This window comes from Myxococcus sp. CA040A (assembly GCF_013336725.1).
GTDB classification, from domain to species: domain Bacteria; phylum Myxococcota; class Myxococcia; order Myxococcales; family Myxococcaceae; genus Myxococcus; species Myxococcus llanfairpwllgwyngyllgogerychwyrndrobwllllantysiliogogogochensis.
Map to the genome: position 1 here is coordinate 51282 of NZ_JABUMR010000009.1, position 16311 is coordinate 67592.

A 16311-nucleotide genomic window follows, 5' to 3' on the forward strand; every position below is an offset into this window, starting at 1 on the left:
CACGTCGGTTTCAGGCGCCGTTCCCCGCCTCAAGATTGGGGAACGACTTGCTGCCTTCAAGGGAACACCCGGAGCCGACTCGGGTGTCCGCCTGGGGTGTCAGCGGCCCTGCGCTGACTGCCCACCCTGGAGCCCTCCCACCTCCAACGCCTGGAACAAGAACGCGTACTGGTCCGCGCTGGATTCAATGCTCTTGGCCACCTGGTCCGCGCCACCATGTCCCGCGTTCATTTCGATGCGGAGCAGGGCGGGTGACAAGCCGCCAGGTGCGTTCTGCACCGCCGCGATGAACTTGCGAGCGTGCATGGGGTCCACCCTGTCGTCGTGGTCCGCGGACATCATCAAGAGCGCGGGGTAGCGCACGTCCGAACGGACGTGGTGGTAGGGCGAATAGGCGTGAAGCGTCCGGAAGTCCTCGGCCTTCTCCGCCGTCCCGTACTCGGGAATCCACGTCCGCCCGCTTCCGAAGAGGTGGTAGCGCACCATGTCCAGCAGGGGCACCTGGCACACCACCGCGCCGTACAGCTCCGGGCGCTGAGTCATGGCCGCCCCCACCAGCAGGCCGCCGTTGCTGCCGCCCTGGATGGCCAGGCGGCGAGGCTGGGTGTACTTCTCGCGGATGAGGTACTCGGCGGCGGCGTGGAAGTCGTCGAAGACGTTCTGCTTGTTCGCCTGGCGACCGGCCTCATGCCACGACGTCCCGTACTCGCCGCCCCCGCGCAGGTTGGCCACCGCATACACGCCTCCCGCGTCCAGCCAGGGCAGGATGCTGGCTCGGAAGCTGGCCTCCATGTTCACGTTGAAGCCGCCATACCCGTACAGCAGCGTGGGGGCGTCACCGTCCCGCTTCAGGCCCTTTCGGTACACCAGGAACATGGGCACGCGGGTGCCGTCCTTGGAGGGGTAGAAGACCTGGTCCACGGTGTAGGCCGTCGGGTCCATGGGCAGCTCCACCTGGGCCCACAGCTCTGACTTCCCGCTCTGGACGGACGTCTTGTAGACGCGCCGGGGCGTGGTGAAGGACGTGAAGACGAAATAGGCCTCATCCTCGTCCTCCAGGCCGGACAGGTTGGAGGCCGCGCCCACGCCCGGCAGCTCCACCTCGCGCACGGGCTTGCCCCGCAGCGTCGTCACGCGGATGACGGTGGTGGCGTCCTTCATGTACTCCAGCGCCAGGTGCCCCCCGACGATGTTCATCGTCTGGAGCGAGGCCACCGGGTCCTCGGGGACGAGCTCCTTCCACGAGGCACGTGCGGGGTGCGCCGGGTCCACCTCGAACACGCGCTGGCGCGGAGCGCCCTCGTCGGTGTTGACGTAGAAGCGGCCCTTCCAGGCCAGCGCGGTGTAGCGGGCGCCCTGCCCCTTCACCAGCAGACGGAAGTCCTTCTCCCCGGGCCGCTTCCAGTAGATGTCGTTCTCGTTCCAGCCCCGGAGCACATAGACGAAGAGGAACTGGCCGTCGCGGCTCAAGTCGCCCTGGAGGAAGGTGCTCGGGTCACCCGTGTGCGGGTGCACCAGCGCATCCTTCGCGGGGTCCTCGCCGAGCGCGTGGAAGCGCAGCGTGGTGTAGCCCGGTCGCGCGTCCACGGGGATGGAGGCGTCGGTGGGCAGCCACTCGTAATAGAAGCCCTTGCTGTCCGGCGTCCACCGGGGCTGGGCGTACTTGGCCCCCTCGATGACATCCGCCTTCGACCACTGGCCCGAGTCCACGTCCATCACGTGCAGCACGGCCTCGTCGGCCGCGTTGGGCTTTTGCGCGAAGACGAGCTTCTTGCCGTCCCACGAAGGTGCCCACGTGCCCAGCGACACGGAGCCGTCCTGGCTCCAGCCGTTGGGGTCCAGGAGGACTTTCTCCGCGCCCTTCTCACCGTCGCGCCAGTAGAGGACCGCCTTCTCCTTGTCCTTGTGGGTGCGCATGTAGAAGTAGCGGCCCGCGCGCCGGCTGGGCATGGAGATGGAGTCCACGTAGAACAGCTCGCGGAAGCGGCGCACCAGCGCGTCGCGGCCGGGCACCTTCGCCAGGGCCTCGCGCGCGACGGCGTCCTGCGCCTTCATCCACGCCTGGACTTCGGGTGCCTTCTCGTCTTCCAGCCAGCGGTAGGCGTCCGACACCGGCACGCCGTGCACCGTGTCCACCACCGCGTCCACCCGTGTCGCCGGGTATGCCATGCGCGAGTGTTCCTCCTGGGCCCGCGCCCCCACCGGAGGCGCTTCCCGTTCCGCCGGCTTCGAGCCAGCGCAGGCAGAGAGCATCAACCACAAGGCGGGCAGGGGCAGCCGTCTCATGGAGCCAGCACATACAGAAAGCCCCAGGCCCGTCCCACAAAAACCGTGGGCCGCCTGGAAGGCCGGCCCTGCTCCAGAATGGATGGGGCGCGTCGGGCCTGCTGCCTGGCCCTTGACGCGCCCCGTCACATCTCAAGGGGCCGCCCCTGGAAGAGGCGGCCCGGCGCCGCGCTAGGCGGATTCCTTCTTCGGCTCCGCGGGCTCTTTCTCCGCCGCGGAATGGAGGATGACGGGCTCGCTCTTCTTGAGGATGACCTCCTCGGAGATGAGCACCTCGCGCACCGTCTTGCGGGACGGGATTTCGTACATCACGTCCAGCATGGCCGACTCGAGAATGGAGCGCAGGCCGCGAGCACCGGCCTTGCGGCGGATGGCCTCGCTGGCGATGGCCTTGAGCGCGCCGTCGGTGAACTTCAGCGCCACGCCGTCCAGTTCGAAGAGCTTCTTGTACTGCTTGGTGAGCGCGTTCTTCGGCTGGTTGAGGATGTTGATGAGCGCGGGCTCATCCAGCTCCTCCAGCGCGGTGATGATGGGCAGACGGCCGATGAACTCCGGAATCATGCCGAACTTGAGCAGGTCCTCCGGCTCCACGTGCTTGAGCAGCTCCGTGAGGTTGCGCTGCTTCTTGGACTGGATGTCCGCGCCGAAGCCCAGGCTGCGACCACCCAGGCGCCGCTCGATGACCTGGTCCAACCCGCCAAAGGCGCCACCGCAGATGAAGAGGATGTTGGTGGTGTCCACCTGCAGGAACTCCTGCTGGGGGTGCTTGCGGCCACCCTTGGGCGGAACGTTGGCCACCGTACCTTCAATGATTTTCAGCAGGGCCTGCTGAACGCCCTCGCCGCTGACGTCGCGGGTGATGGAGGGGTTCTCCGACTTGCGGGCAATCTTGTCGATTTCGTCGATGTAGACGATGCCGCGCTGCGCCCGCTCGATGTCGTGGTCGGCCGCCTGGAGCAGGTTGACGATGATGTTCTCGACGTCCTCGCCCACGTAGCCGGCCTCGGTGAGGCACGTGGCGTCCGCAATCGTGAAGGGGACGTTGAGGATGCGCGCCAGCGTCTGCGCCAGGAGCGTCTTGCCGCTGCCCGTGGGGCCCAGGAGGAGGATGTTGCTCTTCTGGAGCTCCACGTCCTCGAGCGCGACCTTGGACTCGATGCGCTTGTAGTGGTTGTGAACGGCCACCGACAGCGTCTTCTTCGCCCGCTCCTGGCCAATGACGTACTCATCCAGCACGGCCTTGATTTCAGAGGGCCGGGGGATGCGCAGCTTGGTGTCCTTGGTCTCCTCGCGGTCGATCTCCTCCGCGATGATGTCGTTGCACAGCCCGATGCACTCGTCGCAGATGTAGACCGTTGGCCCCGCGATGAGCTTCTTCACTTCCTTCTGCGACTTGCCGCAGAAAGAGCAGCAGAGGGTCTGGTTGTCTCGCTTCTCCACGTTCTTGCCCGCCATGAAATCCCTCGCTGCGCCTGTAAAGCCGCCACCCTGCCTCGCGCCACCCGACCCGGCCTCAAAGCAATCTAGTCAGCCCCCATCAGGGACGTCCACGCGCCTTCCCGGTACTTAACAGGGAGAGTGGGTCGGCGCAGAAAGCAGAAAGCCGGAGGCGCGGGGACGAATTCCCGCGGCTCCGGCCACCGGCCGAGGCGTCAAGCCCCGGCGAACGGCTACTTCTTCTCGTCCTTGCCCAGCCCCACGACCTTTCGGGGGTTCTGGATTTCATCCACGATTCCGTAGGCTTTCGCCTCCGTGGCGCCCATGAAGTAGTCGCGATCCGTGTCCTTCTCGACGCGCTCGATGGTCTGCCCGGTGTGCTTGACGATGATCTCGTTGAGCTTCGCCTTCATCCGCAGGATTTCCCGGGCCTGGATTTCGATATCCGTGGCCTGGCCCCGCACCCCGCCCAGCGGCTGGTGGATCATGATGCGGCTGGAGGGCAGCGAGTAGCGCTTGCCCTTCGTCCCGGCGAGCAGGAGCACGGCCCCCATCGACGCCGCCTGCCCCACGCAGATGGTGGAGACCGGCGGCTTGACGTACTGCATCGTGTCGTAGATGGCCATGCCCGCCGTCACGGAGCCGCCCGGCGAGTTGATGTAGATGTTGATGTCCTTGTCCGGGTCTTCGGACTCGAGGAACAGCAGCTGGGCGACGATGACGTTGGCCACGTCATCGTCGATTTCGGTGCCCAGCATGATGATGCGGTCCTTCAGGAGCCGACTGTAGATGTCGTACGAGCGCTCACCGCGGTGCGTCTGCTCGATGACGTAGGGAACGGGCATGAAGGGCATGTCGACCTCGAGTAGCGGGCTGAAGCGCTGAAGACGGCTCGGAAGAGAACCTCAGGAATACTTCGCCCGGCCCTTCAGGAATTCAATCGTCTTTTCCTCGCGCAGTCGCAGAGACAACCCGAGGCGCTCGTCCGGACCCTTGAAGTACTTCTTCACGGCGGCCACCGGCTGGCCCGCCTCGACGGCGAGCTGTTCGATGCGCGCTTCCACGTCCGCGTCGGACGCCTGCACGCCCTCCTTGAGGGCGATGGACTCCAGGAGCAGCGTGCCCTTCACTTCCTGGAGGGCCTTCTCGCGCATCTCCTCGCGCAGCCGGTTGAAGTCCAGGTTCAGACGGCTGGGGTCCACGCCCGAGCGCTGCAGCTGCTGCAGGGCGCCACGCAGCATGGAGTCCATGGCGCGCTCCACCATGGCGCGGGGGACCTCGAACGGGTTGCGCTCCACGAGCACCTTCACCAGGGCCTCGCGCTCGTCGTTGTCCGCTTGCGAACGGCGCGCCTTCTCCATGTCGGTGCGCAGCTTGCCGCGCAGCTCCTCCATCGTCTGCGCGATGCCCGTCTCCTTGGCGAACTCGTCGTTGAGCTCGGGGCTGATCTCCTTCTTCAGCGCCTTGAGGGTGACGTGGAAGCGGCCCGTCTTCCCCTTCACCTCTTCCACCCGGTAGTCCGCGGGGAAGGCGTAGTCGATGTCCTTGGACTCGCCCACCTTCACGCCTTCCAGGGCGGCGATCTTCGACTCCACCAGCTCACCGGGCTGCACCTGGACGGTGATGCCCTCGGCCTTGCTGCCGGTGAACGGCTGGCCGTCCACGGTGGCGTCATAGTCCACGGTGGCGTAGTCGCCGGAGGCCGCCGAGTCGCGGTCGGCCACGGGCTCCAGCCGGCTCAGCGACTGGCGCATGCGGTCCAGCTGCTCGTTGACCTGCTCGTCGGTGACGGCGGCGTCCGACTTCGTCAGGGGCAGCTCCGCGTACTCCTTCGCCTCGACCTTGGGCTTGACCTCCACCCGGGCCTCGAAGGTGAACGGAGCGTCGGCCTTGAGGCCCGCGTTGGTCACCTGCGGGCTGGCGACGACCTCCACGTTGTGCTCGCGCACGGCGTCCAGGTAGGCGGTCTGCACCACGCGCTGGATGACCTCGTCCTCGACCTGGTCCTTGAAGCGCTGCTCCAGGATGCGCCGGGGAACCTTGCCCTGGCGGAAGCCGGGCAGCTTCACCTGCTTACTCAGCGCGGAATAAGCGCGGTTCAGCTCTTCCGCCACGCGGGCGGACTCGACCTCGATGGAGAGCTTCTTCTCAACGGGAGAGAGCTCCTCGACCTGGACCTTCATACGGGCCTCGCTCGCCGCCGCCTCGGACAGTCGTCCCGAGCGGCGCCGGTTAAGTGGGACGTGCGCCTTTAGGGGATAGGCACGAACGGGTCAACGCGAAATGGGCGAGGAGGGACTCGAACCCTCACACCTTGCGGTACCAGATCCTAAGTCTGGCGCGTCTACCAGTTTCGCCACCCGCCCGGATGCGCCGCGTGCCGTGTTCCGTACATACCGCGAAACGTCCGCTGGACATCAGCATGCGGCGGCTGCGCGGAAAAACAAACGGGGCCTCTCCATTGCTGGAGAGACCCCGTAATGAGAGCGGAGGGAATCGAACCCACAACCTATGGATTAAGAGTCCATTGCTCTGCCAATTGAGCTACGCTCCCGGCACTGCGCTTGGCCCGTCGGCTGCGTGACGTCCAAGTGGCGGCGGTAACTATAGAAGGCCGGCCGCGCTGTCAAAAAGTATTTTCGTCCCCCCTGCATTACCACGCTGAGCGATCACCTCTCGGAGACGCCGAGTCCGGGTGACGCCGCGCCGCCCGCCCCACGGGCTGGCGCCACCGTGGGTCCTCGCGCGGATGAAACAGACTCCCAGGACCTCTGTTGAACGAGGCCACGTCGGGCCTTCCTTCCCAGTTCACCGGGACGGCGGGCACGCACGGCCCCCCATTCGGGATTCGCACGGGTGCACCGCCGAGGCACAGGCGGGCGGACGGAGGTCGTCCGCCCTTTTCGCGCAGGACGTATGCAGGAGACGACAGTGACGGAAGCCAACATGTCCCCGAAGGTGGAAGAAACGGGCTCGGCCCTCGGCAACTGGAGCCGGGAGCGCATGGAGCTGATTCGGCGCACCATCTGCCCGCGGGGAATCAGCGAGGACGAGTTCGCCCTCTTCATCGAGCAGTGCAAGCGCAGCGGGTTGGACCCCCTCCTCAAGGAGGCCTTCTGCGTGGCCCGCCGGCAGAACATCGGCAACCGGGAGCGCCCCAACTGGGTGAACAAGTACGAGTTCCAGCCCTCCGAGGCCGGCATGCTCGCCCGAGCGGAGCGCTTTCCGGACTTCAAGGGCATCCAGGCGAGCGCGGTGTTCGCCGAGGACGACATCGTCGTGGACCAGGGCAAGGGCGAAGTCGTGCACCGCTTCAATCCGGCCAAGCGCAAGGGTGCGCTGGTGGGAGGCTGGTCTCGCGTGGTGCGCGACGGAAAGCTGCCCGTCGTGGTGTGGCTGGACTTCAGCGGGTACGTCCAGCAGACGCCGCTGTGGGCCAAGATTCCCACGACGATGATTGAAAAGTGCGCCCGGGTGGCGGCGCTGCGCAAGGCGTATCCCGAGGCCTTCGGGGGCTTGTACGTCCGCGAGGAGATGCCGGCGGACGACTTCGAGCCGGTGGCCACAAGCCATGCGGAGCCCCCGGGCGCCTACGAGGTGCTGGGCGCGCGTCCCGGCCCGGTGAAGGCGTCCTTCCCCACCCTGCCCGCCGCCGCGCCCGCCAGGGAGGAGAAGCCACAGCGGCTGGACGTCGACGTGCCGCTGGCGCCTCTTCCCCCCAAGGAGTCGGCGAAGGCCGTGGAGGTGGATGCCGCTGAAGCACCCCACTCCCCCGAGCCGTCCGCGCCGCGCGCCAGCCTCAAGGCCAGCGCCGTGGTGGTGGCGTTCGGCCCGTACAAGGGGAAGACAGCCTCGGAGCTCTCCGACGAGGAGCTGAGCGAGAGCATCGAGCTGGCGAACGAGAAGCTGATGGAGCAGCCCCGTGCGCGCTGGGCCAAGGCGATGCGAGACAACCTGCTCGCGCTGGAGGCGGAGACGGAGCTGCGCTGCCGGGTGCCCACCGCCGACAAGGGCAACGGCGCCTCGCACGGAGCCTGATCCACACCCGGACGCGGTGACGTCCTCCTCCGCCGGAAGAGCCTCGGCGGAGGACGGGCCACGCGGATCCACGGGTACGAAGGGGCGGGCGTCTCTCCGGAGGCGCCGTTGCTCGGGCGCGGATCATCGGAGTGACAGGGTACTGGAGCGCGCTCGGAGGGACTTGAACCCCCAACCCCTGGGTTCGAAGCCCAGTGCTCTATCCAGTTGAGCTACGAGCGCAGAGTACGGATGGGGAAAAACGTGGGCGGCCAACCGGGGTCGAACCGGCAACCTCTGGAGTCACAGTCCAGCGCTCTAACCAGTTGAGCTATGGCCGCCGTTCCGCAACGGCGTTTGAAGCGTGGCTTCCCTACCGTGGAAAGCCGGGCCAGTTCAAGGCCCAAATGTCACGGCAGCCAGGTTGGCGCCCCAAGCAGGACTCGAACCTGCGACCCCCGACTTAGAAGGTCGGTGCTCTATCCAGCTGAGCTATTGGAGCTGGCCGGGCCGCCTGCTTCCACTTCGCTACTTAAAGTCGGGGCGAGAGGATTCGAACCTCCGACCCCCTGCGCCCAAGGCAGGTGCGCTACCAGGCTGCGCTACGCCCCGAAAAGTAGAGTGCGGCATTGTTGAACCATCGCGGACGGACGCGCAAGGACAACGTGTCTGACGGGCTCGCTCAAGTGCCCGTGGTGAGCATCAGCAGCCTGGGCTTCATCTTCCGGAAGGCCGCGCCCCGGTGCGACACGGCGGACTTCTCCTCCGGGGTCAGCTCCGCCATCGTCCGGCCACTGTCCGGAAACATGAAGATGGGGTCATAGCCGAAGCCATGCGTCCCGCTCGGCGCGTGGCCGATGCGGCCCTCGCACCGGCCCTCCTCCACGTGCGTCCGGCCGTCCGGCCACGCCAGCGCCAGCGCGCAGCGGAACGACGCCGTGCGCTTCGCGTCGGGCACCCCGGTCAGCGCGGAGAGCAACTTCTGGTACCGGGCCTTGTCATCCCCCGGCGCGTACCGGGCGGACAACACGCCGGGCTGGCCATCCAGCGCGTCCACGCAAAGTCCGGAGTCGTCCGCCAGCGCCGGCAGTCCCGTGGCCCGGGCATACTCCAGCGCCTTCTTCACCGCGTTGGCCTCGAAGGTGTCGCCGTCCTCCTCGGGCTCGGGGATGGGCGGCAGGTCCCCAAGCGACACCACCTCCACCGAGTCCCCCACCAGCTCACGCAGCTCGCGCAGCTTTCCCTTGTTGGTGGTGGCGAAGAGGAGCTTCGACTTGCCCGTCGTCATTCGAGGGCCTTGGCCTGCGCGACGACGAGCTGCTGGATGGCGGCAAGCCCCCCATCGAGCATCGCGTCCATCGTCTTGCGGTCGAAGAGCTGGTGCTCGGCGGTGCCCTGCACTTCCACCATGCGCCCGTCCCCCGTGGCCACGATGTTCAGGTCCACGTCCGCCTTCGAGTCCTCCTCGTAGTCCAGGTCCACGCGCACCTCGCCCCCCACCACGCCCACGGACACCGCGGCCATGGGCGTCAGCTTGGGCGTCTTGGTGAGGGTGCCTGCCTTCTGCAGCGAGCGCAGCGCGAGCACCAGGGCCACGTAGGCGCCCGTAATCGAGGCGGTGCGCGTGCCGCCGTCCGCCTGAATCACGTCGCAGTCCAGCGTGAGGGTGCGCGTGCCCAGGGTGGTCAGGTCCACCGCGGCGCGCAGGGAGCGGCCGATGAGCCGCTGGATTTCCATGGTGCGGCCGGTCTGCTTGCCCTTGGCCGCCTCGCGGTGGCTGCGCGTGTGCGTGGCCCGGGGCAGCATGCCGTACTCGGCCGTCACCCAGCCGGTGCCCTTGCCCATCAGGTGCGGGGGGACGCGCTCCTCGGTGGAGCACGTGACGAGCACCTTGGTGTGGCCGAACTCCACCTGCACGGAGCCCTCCGCATAGCGGGACACTCCGGGGGTGATGATGACGGGGCGAAGGTCCAGCGCACCACGTTGGAAGGAACGCACGGCGAGCTCCTGGGGAAGTGAGGCGAGCGTCCCTTCTCTACCAGAGCCGCGCGGCGCGCGTGGCGTCCCCATCGCCCGCCTGTCCACTCAGGGGGAGACGGGGCCCGCCACCTGGGCGGGCCGGGCGGCATCCCGCCGACGCGTCTCACGCAGGAAGGCGAGCACGCCCTCGCTGATGGCCTCGGCCAGCTTCTCCTGATAGTCGTCCCGCCCCAGCCGCACGCCCTCCTCCGGATGGGAGATGTAGCCCACCTCGACGAGCACGGCGGGGCACTCCACGCCGGAGAGCACGAAGAAGGGCGCCTGTTGCACGCCCCGGTCCGCCGCGCGCGTGCGTGCCACCAGTCGGGGGTGGATGGCATAGGCCAGCCGGGAGGAGTCCGAGTGCGCCTCCGTGCGGACCAGGTCCTCGAGGATGAGCGCCAGTGTCGAGTCGCCGCGCGCCACGCGGGACATGGGCGCCTCCGCGTTCTCCCGGTCCGCCACCGCGAGGGCCGCCTCACCCGAGGCACTGGCGGACAGGAAGTAGGTCTCCACGCCCTCGGTGCGCGCGCGCATGCGGGGCGTGGGCATGGAGTTGGCGTGGATGGAGATGAAGAGATCCGCGCCGTGGTCGTTCGTCATCTCCACGCGCTCGGTGAGCGTCACCAGCGCGTCGCGCTCCCGCGTCAGGTAGACCTCTCCACCCGCCGCCTCCAGCTTCGAGCGAAGCCGGTGGGCAATCTGGAGCGCCACTTCCTTCTCGCGCAGCGCGCCCGGCCCCTTCGCGCCTTCCTTGATTCCACCGTGCCCCGGGTCGATGACGATGCGCGCGGGGCGCTCGCCGGCACCGGCGGTGACGGGGACGAGCCAGAGGAAGGCAACGAAGGCCAGGAGGGGGCGGGGGGACAGCGGCATGCCAGGGTGGAATGCTAGCGGAGCCCCACCCCGGGCGCGAAATCCCAGCCCGGCCCGGGTTCGGAAGCTCGGCGGTCCGGCGGTTCAGCCGATGACTTCGATTGCGGGGCGCCCCGCCCGGACTTCACCGATGAGGGCCGCGTCCACGCCCGCCTTCTCCAGGGCCTTGAGGGCCTTGAGCGCGTCGCTCGCGGGCACGCTGGCCAGCAGCCCACCGTTGGTCTGTGCGTCGGCGAGCACCCACTGAATCGCCTCCGGCAACCCCTTGGGGAAGCGGACCTTCTTCTGGACGTGGGCCAGGTTGGACCGGGTGCCGCCGGGCACCACCCCCGCCTCGGCCAGCGCGGGCACTTCGGCGATGAGGGGGATGCGCTCCAGGTCGATGGCCGCGCGCGTCTTCGCGCCCGTCATCATCTCCAACAGGTGGCCCAGAAGGCCGTAACCCGTCACGTCGGTGAGCGCGTTCACCTTGAACCTGCCGGACGCGAAGACCTCGCCCGCGGCGCGGTTCAGGGTGGTCATCACCGCGACCACGCGCTTCTGGAGCTGCTTCGAGGCGAGCCCGCGCTTGATGGCCGTGGTCGCGATGCCCGTGCCCAGCGGCTTGGTGAGCAGCAGCACGTCGCCCGGCTTCGCGCCCGCGTTGGTGAGGACCTTCTTCGGATCCACCACGCCGGTGACGGCCAGGCCGTACTTGGGCTCCGGGTCTCGAATGCTGTGGCCCCCGAGGATGGAGATGCCCGCCTCCTCCACCTTGGACTGGCCCCCCGCGAGAATCTTCGACAGCACGGACAGCGGGAGGCTGTCCGGGAAGCCGACGAGGTTGAGCGCGAACAGTGGCTTCGCCCCCATCGCGTAGATGTCCGAGAGGGCATTCGCCGCGGCGATGGCCCCGAACTGGAACGGGTCGTCCACCACCGGCGGGAAGAAGTCCACCGTCTCCACCACGGCGAGGCCGGGCGAGAGGCGGTAGACGGCCGCATCGTCGTTCGTGTTGAAGCCCACCAGGGCCTGAGGGGCGCGGGAGGACTTCAGTCCCCCCAGGATTTTCGACAGGTCCCCGGCCTTGAGCTTCGCCGCGCATCCCGCGCAGTGACTCAGCTCGGTGAGGCGCAGGCGCTTCACCGACTTCGCGTTCGCCACGGCGTGTTCCCCTTTTCGGACCCGCCCGGATGAGGGGCGGGCCAGGTGTCCGACTCAGATGATGCGCACGTACTCGCGCTTGAGGAGCTGTACCAGACCCTCCGCCGTGACGACATCATCCGCGTCCGCGCGGTCCAACACGCCCACCAGGGTGCCCTGGTTGATGACCAGCTGGAGCACGTCCAAAAGCTCCGGCGTGAGTTCCTTGAGCGGCGCCGCCAGTGGGACGACGAGTTGGAGCATCGCCTCCGGGGGCGGCAGGCTCGGCTGGAGGCGCTTGAGCTCGTCGAGCTGACGGAGCGCATCCATCAGCAGCGCCTCCGTGGACGAGTCCAGCTCCACCATGAACTCCTGGGTGTCCGCCGGACGCAGCTCGAAGTCGCCCTGCTCCCAGGTGATGATGCGGTTGAAGCTCTTCTGCGGCCCCAGGTTGTGGTTCTCGTTGATGACCGCGTAGTACACGCGACCCTGGCGCAGGTAGATCTTCCCCTCCTGGGCGCTGTTGACGACCAGCACGCCGTTCTTCTTGGAGGTGTGGAAGAGCTGCAGCAGGTCCGGCAGGGGGATTTCCTCAATCTTCCCCGTCATGGAGCTGCCCTTGGTGGTGGTCCGCGCGGCCTGGGCGGCGGCGGCCTCCTCCAGCTTCAGCTTGGCCATGCTCTCGTCCACGTTGGCGCCGTCAGCGCCCTGGTGCACGAGCTTGAGGATGGAGGTGCCAATGAGGATGCGGTCCCCCTCCTTGAGCCGGGCCTGCTTCACCTTCTCGCCGTTGACGAAGGTGCCGTTGGTCGAGCCGAGGTCCTCGATGGTGATCTTCCCATCCGAGAAGCTGATCTTCGCATGCTTGCGAGAGACCATGTCCTCGACGAGCACCATGTCCAGCTCGCTGGAGCGGCCGATGACGATCTGCTTCTCCGCCTTCAGCGGGAACTCTCCGCCCTGGTACTTCCCGGAGATGAACTTCAGGGCATAGGTCTTCGTAATATCCATGGTCATCAACCCGCCTGCTCCACCTTGCCGGGGTCCTTCACCAGGTTGAGATACATCTGCGCGCTCTTGTTGTCCGGGCTGCGCGCCAGCACGTCCTCCCACACCTGCACCGCCTCCGCCCTGCGACCGGCGGAGTACAGCGCCACGCCGTACTGGATACGGCCTGGGATGAAGGATGGGTTCTGGGCGATGACCTGCTCGTACTCGGCGATGGCCGCCACGTTGTCACCCGCGTCGCGCAGGGCGTTGCCCAGCTTGAGGCGGATGTCCACGAACTGGGGACACAGGCCCAGCGCGCGACGGTACTCCTCGACGGCCTTCTGCCAGGCGCCGCTGGACGCGTACACGTCGCCAATCTCGCCGTACATGTTGGCGATCTTCTTCTCGACGTAGGGGTCCAACTCACCGGGGCCGGTCTTCTGCCGGGACAAGGCGGCCTGGTAGACCTCCTTCGCCTCGGCGTACTTCCCCATGTCGTTGTAGATGACCGCCAGGTTCAGCGCCGCTTCGGTGTACGCCGGATTCAGGTTCAGCGCGGACTCGAACGCCCGCTGCGCCCGGGCGAACTGGCCCTGGTCGTGGTAGATGATGCCGAGCATGTTGAATACGTCCGCGAACGTCGGATTCTGCTCGACGATTTTCGCGAGGTACTGCTCGGCCTGGGCGTACTGCTTCTTCTCGAAGTAGCCGCGCCCGAGGGTCAGTAGCTGCTTGAGGGGCTCTTCCATGACTCGGCCCGTCCTCGGGCCCTGCCTCCGACGCAGGTAGCCTACATGAGCCCGGGCGAAAACAAGAATTCATCACCGTGAAGCGTGAGCGACAGCGACCGTTGGCCCCGGGTGTCCACCGGCCTCGACGGGAGAGAGCCCTGCAGCCGCCAGTGCTCCGTGACGACCGCCTCCTCCCGCTCCAAACGGATGTACCACGCCTCCGCCCGATAGACGCGTCCTCGCATCATCTTCAGCTCTTCCCATTCGGGTCCCGCCACTCCGGGATTTCCCGGCACGGTCAGCCGACTCAGGGCCTCCGCGTTCGCCGTCTCGAGCGCGCGGCGCCGGGCCTCCAGCGCGGCCACCACGGCGACCAGTCGGGGGGCGGCGGAGGGCTCGGGTTCCCAGTCTCCATTCTTGAAGACGAAGGGCACGCGCTCCACGCCGGCCGTGCCCACCTGGGTAGGGCCCAGCGTCCCCTTGAAGTCGAGGGTGGCGAAGGCCTCCGCCCGCTTCGCACCGGGCTCCACCGTCACGGTGATGCGGGCGAAGTGGTGCTCCTGGGAGACGAGCGGCACGGCCGCGTGGGGGATGGGCAGGGAAAGCCCGTAGGCCTCGGTCTGCTTCAGGACGGTGATGACCTCCGCCTCGGGCCCCGCGGCGAAGCCCAGGAGCCGGGGGACGAGCACCGCGCAGGCGGCGAGCACCGCCAGTCCGGCGATGAACAGGCCGCCCAGGCGACTCCACTGCTGCGTCGTCCTCACGTGCCCAGCATGCGCTGGGCCTTCTCCGCGGCGGGAGTCCCGGGCAGGCGGCGCAGCACCTGGCGCAGCGTCTCCTCCGCGCGCTTCGGGTCATTCAGCTTCACGTACGCCTCATGCAGGTCGAAGAGCGCCTCCTCCTCGAAGGGCGTGCCCGGATACTTGGTGAGCAGGGCCTCCAGTCGCTGGGCGACGGCCTTCCAGCGCTCGCGCTTCGTGTAGAAGCGGGCCACGTACAGCTCGTGCTCGGCCAGCCGCTTGCGCGCCTCGTCCGCGTGCTTCTTGGCCTCCGGGGCGAACTCCGAATCGGGGTACTGGCGGAGGAACTCCTCCATGGTGGACAGCCCCGCGCGAATCTCCACCTGGTCCTTCTCCTCCGAGGGCGGGAGGGCGAAGAAGTCGGAGGGATACTCCTCCACGTGGGTGAGGGCGGAGCGGAAGGCGGCGTAGTCCACCTTGGCGTGGGTGGGGTGGAGCTTGATGAAGGACTGGTACTGGTCCCGGGCCTCCGGAAAGGCCTCGCGAGCGAAGTCCAGGTCCGCCAGTCGCAGCTCCGCTTCGCGCGCGGCCTCCTGGTAGGGGAACTTGGCGCGGACGTACTCGAAGTACTTCTGGGACTTGAGGAAGTCCTTGTTCTCCAGGGCCTCGCTGCCGAGTCGGAGGTTCTCCTCGGCGGTGACGGCGTAGTCAGGGTCTCCGCCCTGCGTGCCGGAGAGGGCGGCGCAACCGGAGGTGAGCAGCAGGACGGTGGTCAGGAAGGCGACGGCGGAACGCATCGGCGCCACGCTATTCGTCCGGCCCCGAGGGGTCCAGCGAAGGTTCTCCCAGGAGCTGATGGATGACGTCCTGGGAGAATCCACGACCCGACAGGAACCGTGCGGCGCGGGCCCACGCCTTCCCGTCGGGCGGGCGAGCCGACAGCCCCCGCTTCTCCAGGGCCGTGCGCGCGGCGGCCACCGCGTCGAACTCCACCGCGTCCCGGGCGGAGTCGAGCGCACCTTGGGCCTCGTCCTCGGACAACCCATGGGAGTGGAGGCGATGGAGGACGGCCGCGGGCCCCTTGCCGCCCTTCAGGAGGGAGGCGGCGCGCTCGCGGCCGAAGCGGGTGTCGTCGAGGTAACCCCAGCCCTGGAGCCGGGCGAGCGCGGCGTCGCGCACGGAGGCCGGGAAGCCCTTTTTCTCCAGGGCCTGGAGCAGCTCGTGGCGGGTGCGGGCGCGGGCCGCCAGGAGCTTGAGGCCCGCATCCGTGGCGCGCTGGACGGCCTCCGGTCCTTCATCCTCCGAGAGCATGGCGGGATACGTAGCATGTGGTAACAGGCGCGGGCATGCACCCTGTCCTCGCCCGCTTCCTCACCGCCGATGTCGCGAAGGAGACGCTCCGCAAGCAGCAGGCGGGAGAGTCCCTCGCTCCGGAGGAGAAGTCCTTCACCGAGGCCGCCAAGGCTCACCCGCGCCAGGCCTCCATCCTCATGGACGTGGGAGGCCGCGTCCTGTCCTCGGATGCCCAGGCCGCGCTCGTGCTGCTGGCGGCCCATGCCTCGGCGCGCGCGCTGATGGAGGACGCGGAGCTGGCCGAGCCGGCTCGCAAGGCCCGCGAGGCGCTGGCCGAGGAAGGAGCCAGTGAGGAGGAGACGGACGCGTTCATCGCCTCCATCCTCCTGGAGGAAGCCTTCGGCTACGCGCAGGACGTGGATTCGTTCGACCGGGACTACGTGAAGGAGTCCCTGGGCGAAGTGCCCGCGCTGGCGGGGCTCACCAAGGAAGCGGTGGACGCCCTCTTCCTCGGGTTCGTGAAGGGTGCGCCGAACGACGGCGAGCGCAAGGTGCGGGAGACCATGGCCCGTGCGCTCTTCGACATCGCCTGGGAAGAAGGGCCCGCGCCCATCAACCCCGAGCACATCGATTCGCTCTTCGACGCGGAGATCGCCAACAAGCCCGAGGAGGAGCAGGAGGCCAAGGTGCACGCCACCGCGCAGCTGCTCCAGGTGCTCTCGCGTGAGGGACTCATGGGGCCGCTGCGCCTGTCGCGGCTGCGCGCCATGCTCGGCGAGGAAGACGCGTAGAGACGCCGG

General features: G+C 67.9%; 15 protein-coding genes and 6 tRNA genes. 2 read left to right on the plus strand and 19 right to left on the minus strand.

Translation table 11 applies throughout. From position 1 onward, the window contains the following. Positions 1–99: 99 nt before the first annotated feature. From HUA75_RS35750 to HUA75_RS35775, 6 genes are all read right to left on the minus strand, one after another. Positions 100–2169 carry a prolyl oligopeptidase family protein gene (locus HUA75_RS35750; protein ID WP_254623996.1) on the minus strand — a complete coding sequence of 690 codons (2070 nt, stop codon included), beginning with the start codon at positions 2167–2169 and terminating at the stop codon, positions 100–102. A 288-nt stretch (positions 2170–2457) separates the two neighbouring features. Continuing rightward, positions 2458–3741, minus strand: a complete 1284-nt coding sequence (clpX, locus tag HUA75_RS35755; RefSeq protein WP_141642435.1) for an ATP-dependent Clp protease ATP-binding subunit ClpX — start codon at positions 3739–3741, stop codon at positions 2458–2460. A gap of 215 nt (positions 3742–3956) precedes the next feature. Then, a complete protein-coding gene (gene clpP / locus HUA75_RS35760) occupies positions 3957–4577 on the minus strand; it encodes an ATP-dependent Clp endopeptidase proteolytic subunit ClpP (RefSeq protein ID WP_141642436.1) in 621 nt (206 codons plus the stop codon). 51 nt (positions 4578–4628) lie between these two features. Continuing rightward, complete coding sequence (tig, locus tag HUA75_RS35765) at positions 4629–5906, minus strand: trigger factor (protein WP_174458560.1); 1278 nt, start codon at positions 5904–5906, stop codon at positions 4629–4631. 101 nt (positions 5907–6007) lie between these two features. Continuing rightward, positions 6008–6089, minus strand: a tRNA-Leu gene (locus HUA75_RS35770). 115 nt (positions 6090–6204) lie between these two features. Beyond that, positions 6205–6277: transfer RNA gene (locus tag HUA75_RS35775), tRNA-Lys, on the minus strand. A 392-nt stretch (positions 6278–6669) separates the two neighbouring features. Here HUA75_RS35775 and bet point away from each other — a divergent pair. Then, on the plus strand, positions 6670–7761 hold the full coding sequence (gene bet, locus HUA75_RS35780; RefSeq protein ID WP_141642450.1) for a phage recombination protein Bet: 1092 nt from the start codon (positions 6670–6672) through the stop codon (positions 7759–7761). A gap of 148 nt (positions 7762–7909) precedes the next feature. On the opposite strand, the gene HUA75_RS35785 is transcribed toward bet, so the two are convergent. From HUA75_RS35785 to HUA75_RS35845, 13 genes are all read right to left on the minus strand, one after another. Next, positions 7910–7983 (minus strand) — tRNA-Arg (locus HUA75_RS35785). A 24-nt stretch (positions 7984–8007) separates the two neighbouring features. Continuing rightward, positions 8008–8081: transfer RNA gene (locus HUA75_RS35790), tRNA-His, on the minus strand. Between the two features lie 84 nt (positions 8082–8165). After that, positions 8166–8242, minus strand: a tRNA-Arg gene (locus tag HUA75_RS35795). Positions 8243–8278: 36 nt separating this feature from the next. Further along, positions 8279–8352 (minus strand) — tRNA-Pro (locus HUA75_RS35800). Positions 8353–8422: 70 nt separating this feature from the next. Continuing rightward, positions 8423–9028, minus strand: a complete 606-nt coding sequence (locus HUA75_RS35805) for an XTP/dITP diphosphatase (RefSeq protein ID WP_174488967.1) — start codon at positions 9026–9028, stop codon at positions 8423–8425. Continuing rightward, the gene (rph, locus tag HUA75_RS35810) at positions 9025–9738 is read right to left on the minus strand and encodes a ribonuclease PH (RefSeq protein ID WP_141642439.1); all 714 of its coding nucleotides are present in this window, start codon (positions 9736–9738) and stop codon (positions 9025–9027) included. The genes HUA75_RS35805 and rph overlap by 4 nt, the downstream gene beginning before the upstream one ends. An 87-nt stretch (positions 9739–9825) precedes the next feature. After that, positions 9826–10635, minus strand: coding sequence for an N-acetylmuramoyl-L-alanine amidase (locus tag HUA75_RS35815; protein ID WP_174488968.1), 810 nt, complete (start codon positions 10633–10635; stop codon positions 9826–9828). An 84-nt stretch (positions 10636–10719) separates the two neighbouring features. Further along, positions 10720–11760 carry a selenide, water dikinase SelD gene (gene selD, locus HUA75_RS35820; protein WP_371745706.1) on the minus strand — a complete coding sequence of 347 codons (1041 nt, stop codon included), beginning with the start codon at positions 11758–11760 and terminating at the stop codon, positions 10720–10722. Positions 11761–11832: 72 nt separating this feature from the next. Further along, a complete protein-coding gene (locus HUA75_RS35825; RefSeq protein WP_141642451.1) occupies positions 11833–12768 on the minus strand; it encodes an FHA domain-containing protein in 936 nt (311 codons plus the stop codon). 5 nt (positions 12769–12773) lie between these two features. Further along, a complete protein-coding gene (locus HUA75_RS35830; RefSeq protein ID WP_141642442.1) occupies positions 12774–13496 on the minus strand; it encodes a lipopolysaccharide assembly protein LapB in 723 nt (240 codons plus the stop codon). A 41-nt stretch (positions 13497–13537) separates the two neighbouring features. Beyond that, complete coding sequence (locus HUA75_RS35835) at positions 13538–14242, minus strand: hypothetical protein (RefSeq protein WP_174458556.1); 705 nt, start codon at positions 14240–14242, stop codon at positions 13538–13540. Continuing rightward, complete coding sequence (locus HUA75_RS35840; RefSeq protein ID WP_174458555.1) at positions 14239–15015, minus strand: outer membrane protein assembly factor BamD; 777 nt, start codon at positions 15013–15015, stop codon at positions 14239–14241. Before HUA75_RS35840 ends, HUA75_RS35835 begins: the two co-directional genes overlap by 4 nt. A 10-nt stretch (positions 15016–15025) precedes the next feature. Continuing rightward, positions 15026–15529, minus strand: a complete 504-nt coding sequence (locus HUA75_RS35845; RefSeq protein ID WP_174466316.1) for a regulatory protein RecX — start codon at positions 15527–15529, stop codon at positions 15026–15028. A 35-nt stretch (positions 15530–15564) separates the two neighbouring features. Here HUA75_RS35845 and HUA75_RS35850 point away from each other — a divergent pair, with 35 nt between their 5' ends. After that, complete coding sequence (locus HUA75_RS35850; RefSeq protein ID WP_141642446.1) at positions 15565–16302, plus strand: hypothetical protein; 738 nt, start codon at positions 15565–15567, stop codon at positions 16300–16302. Positions 16303–16311: the final 9 nt, after the last annotated feature.

Coding starts and splice junctions, on each gene's coding strand:
- tig (WP_174458560.1), bottom strand. CDS start 5,906: ATGAAGGTCCAGGTCGAGGAGCTCTCTCCCGTTGAGAAGAAGCTCTCC.
- clpP (WP_141642436.1), bottom strand. CDS start 4,577: ATGCCCTTCATGCCCGTTCCCTACGTCATCGAGCAGACGCACCGCGGT.
- HUA75_RS35815 (WP_174488968.1), bottom strand. CDS start 10,635: ATGCCGCTGTCCCCCCGCCCCCTCCTGGCCTTCGTTGCCTTCCTCTGG.
- HUA75_RS35845 (WP_174466316.1), bottom strand. CDS start 15,529: ATGCTCTCGGAGGATGAAGGACCGGAGGCCGTCCAGCGCGCCACGGAT.
- HUA75_RS35825 (WP_141642451.1), bottom strand. CDS start 12,768: ATGGATATTACGAAGACCTATGCCCTGAAGTTCATCTCCGGGAAGTAC.
- HUA75_RS35750 (WP_254623996.1), bottom strand. CDS start 2,169: ATGGCATACCCGGCGACACGGGTGGACGCGGTGGTGGACACGGTGCAC.
- clpX (WP_141642435.1), bottom strand. CDS start 3,741: ATGGCGGGCAAGAACGTGGAGAAGCGAGACAACCAGACCCTCTGCTGC.
- HUA75_RS35840 (WP_174458555.1), bottom strand. CDS start 15,015: ATGCGTTCCGCCGTCGCCTTCCTGACCACCGTCCTGCTGCTCACCTCC.
- HUA75_RS35830 (WP_141642442.1), bottom strand. CDS start 13,496: ATGGAAGAGCCCCTCAAGCAGCTACTGACCCTCGGGCGCGGCTACTTC.
- HUA75_RS35850 (WP_141642446.1), top strand. CDS start 15,565: ATGCACCCTGTCCTCGCCCGCTTCCTCACCGCCGATGTCGCGAAGGAG.
- bet (WP_141642450.1), top strand. CDS start 6,670: ATGTCCCCGAAGGTGGAAGAAACGGGCTCGGCCCTCGGCAACTGGAGC.
- HUA75_RS35805 (WP_174488967.1), bottom strand. CDS start 9,028: ATGACGACGGGCAAGTCGAAGCTCCTCTTCGCCACCACCAACAAGGGA.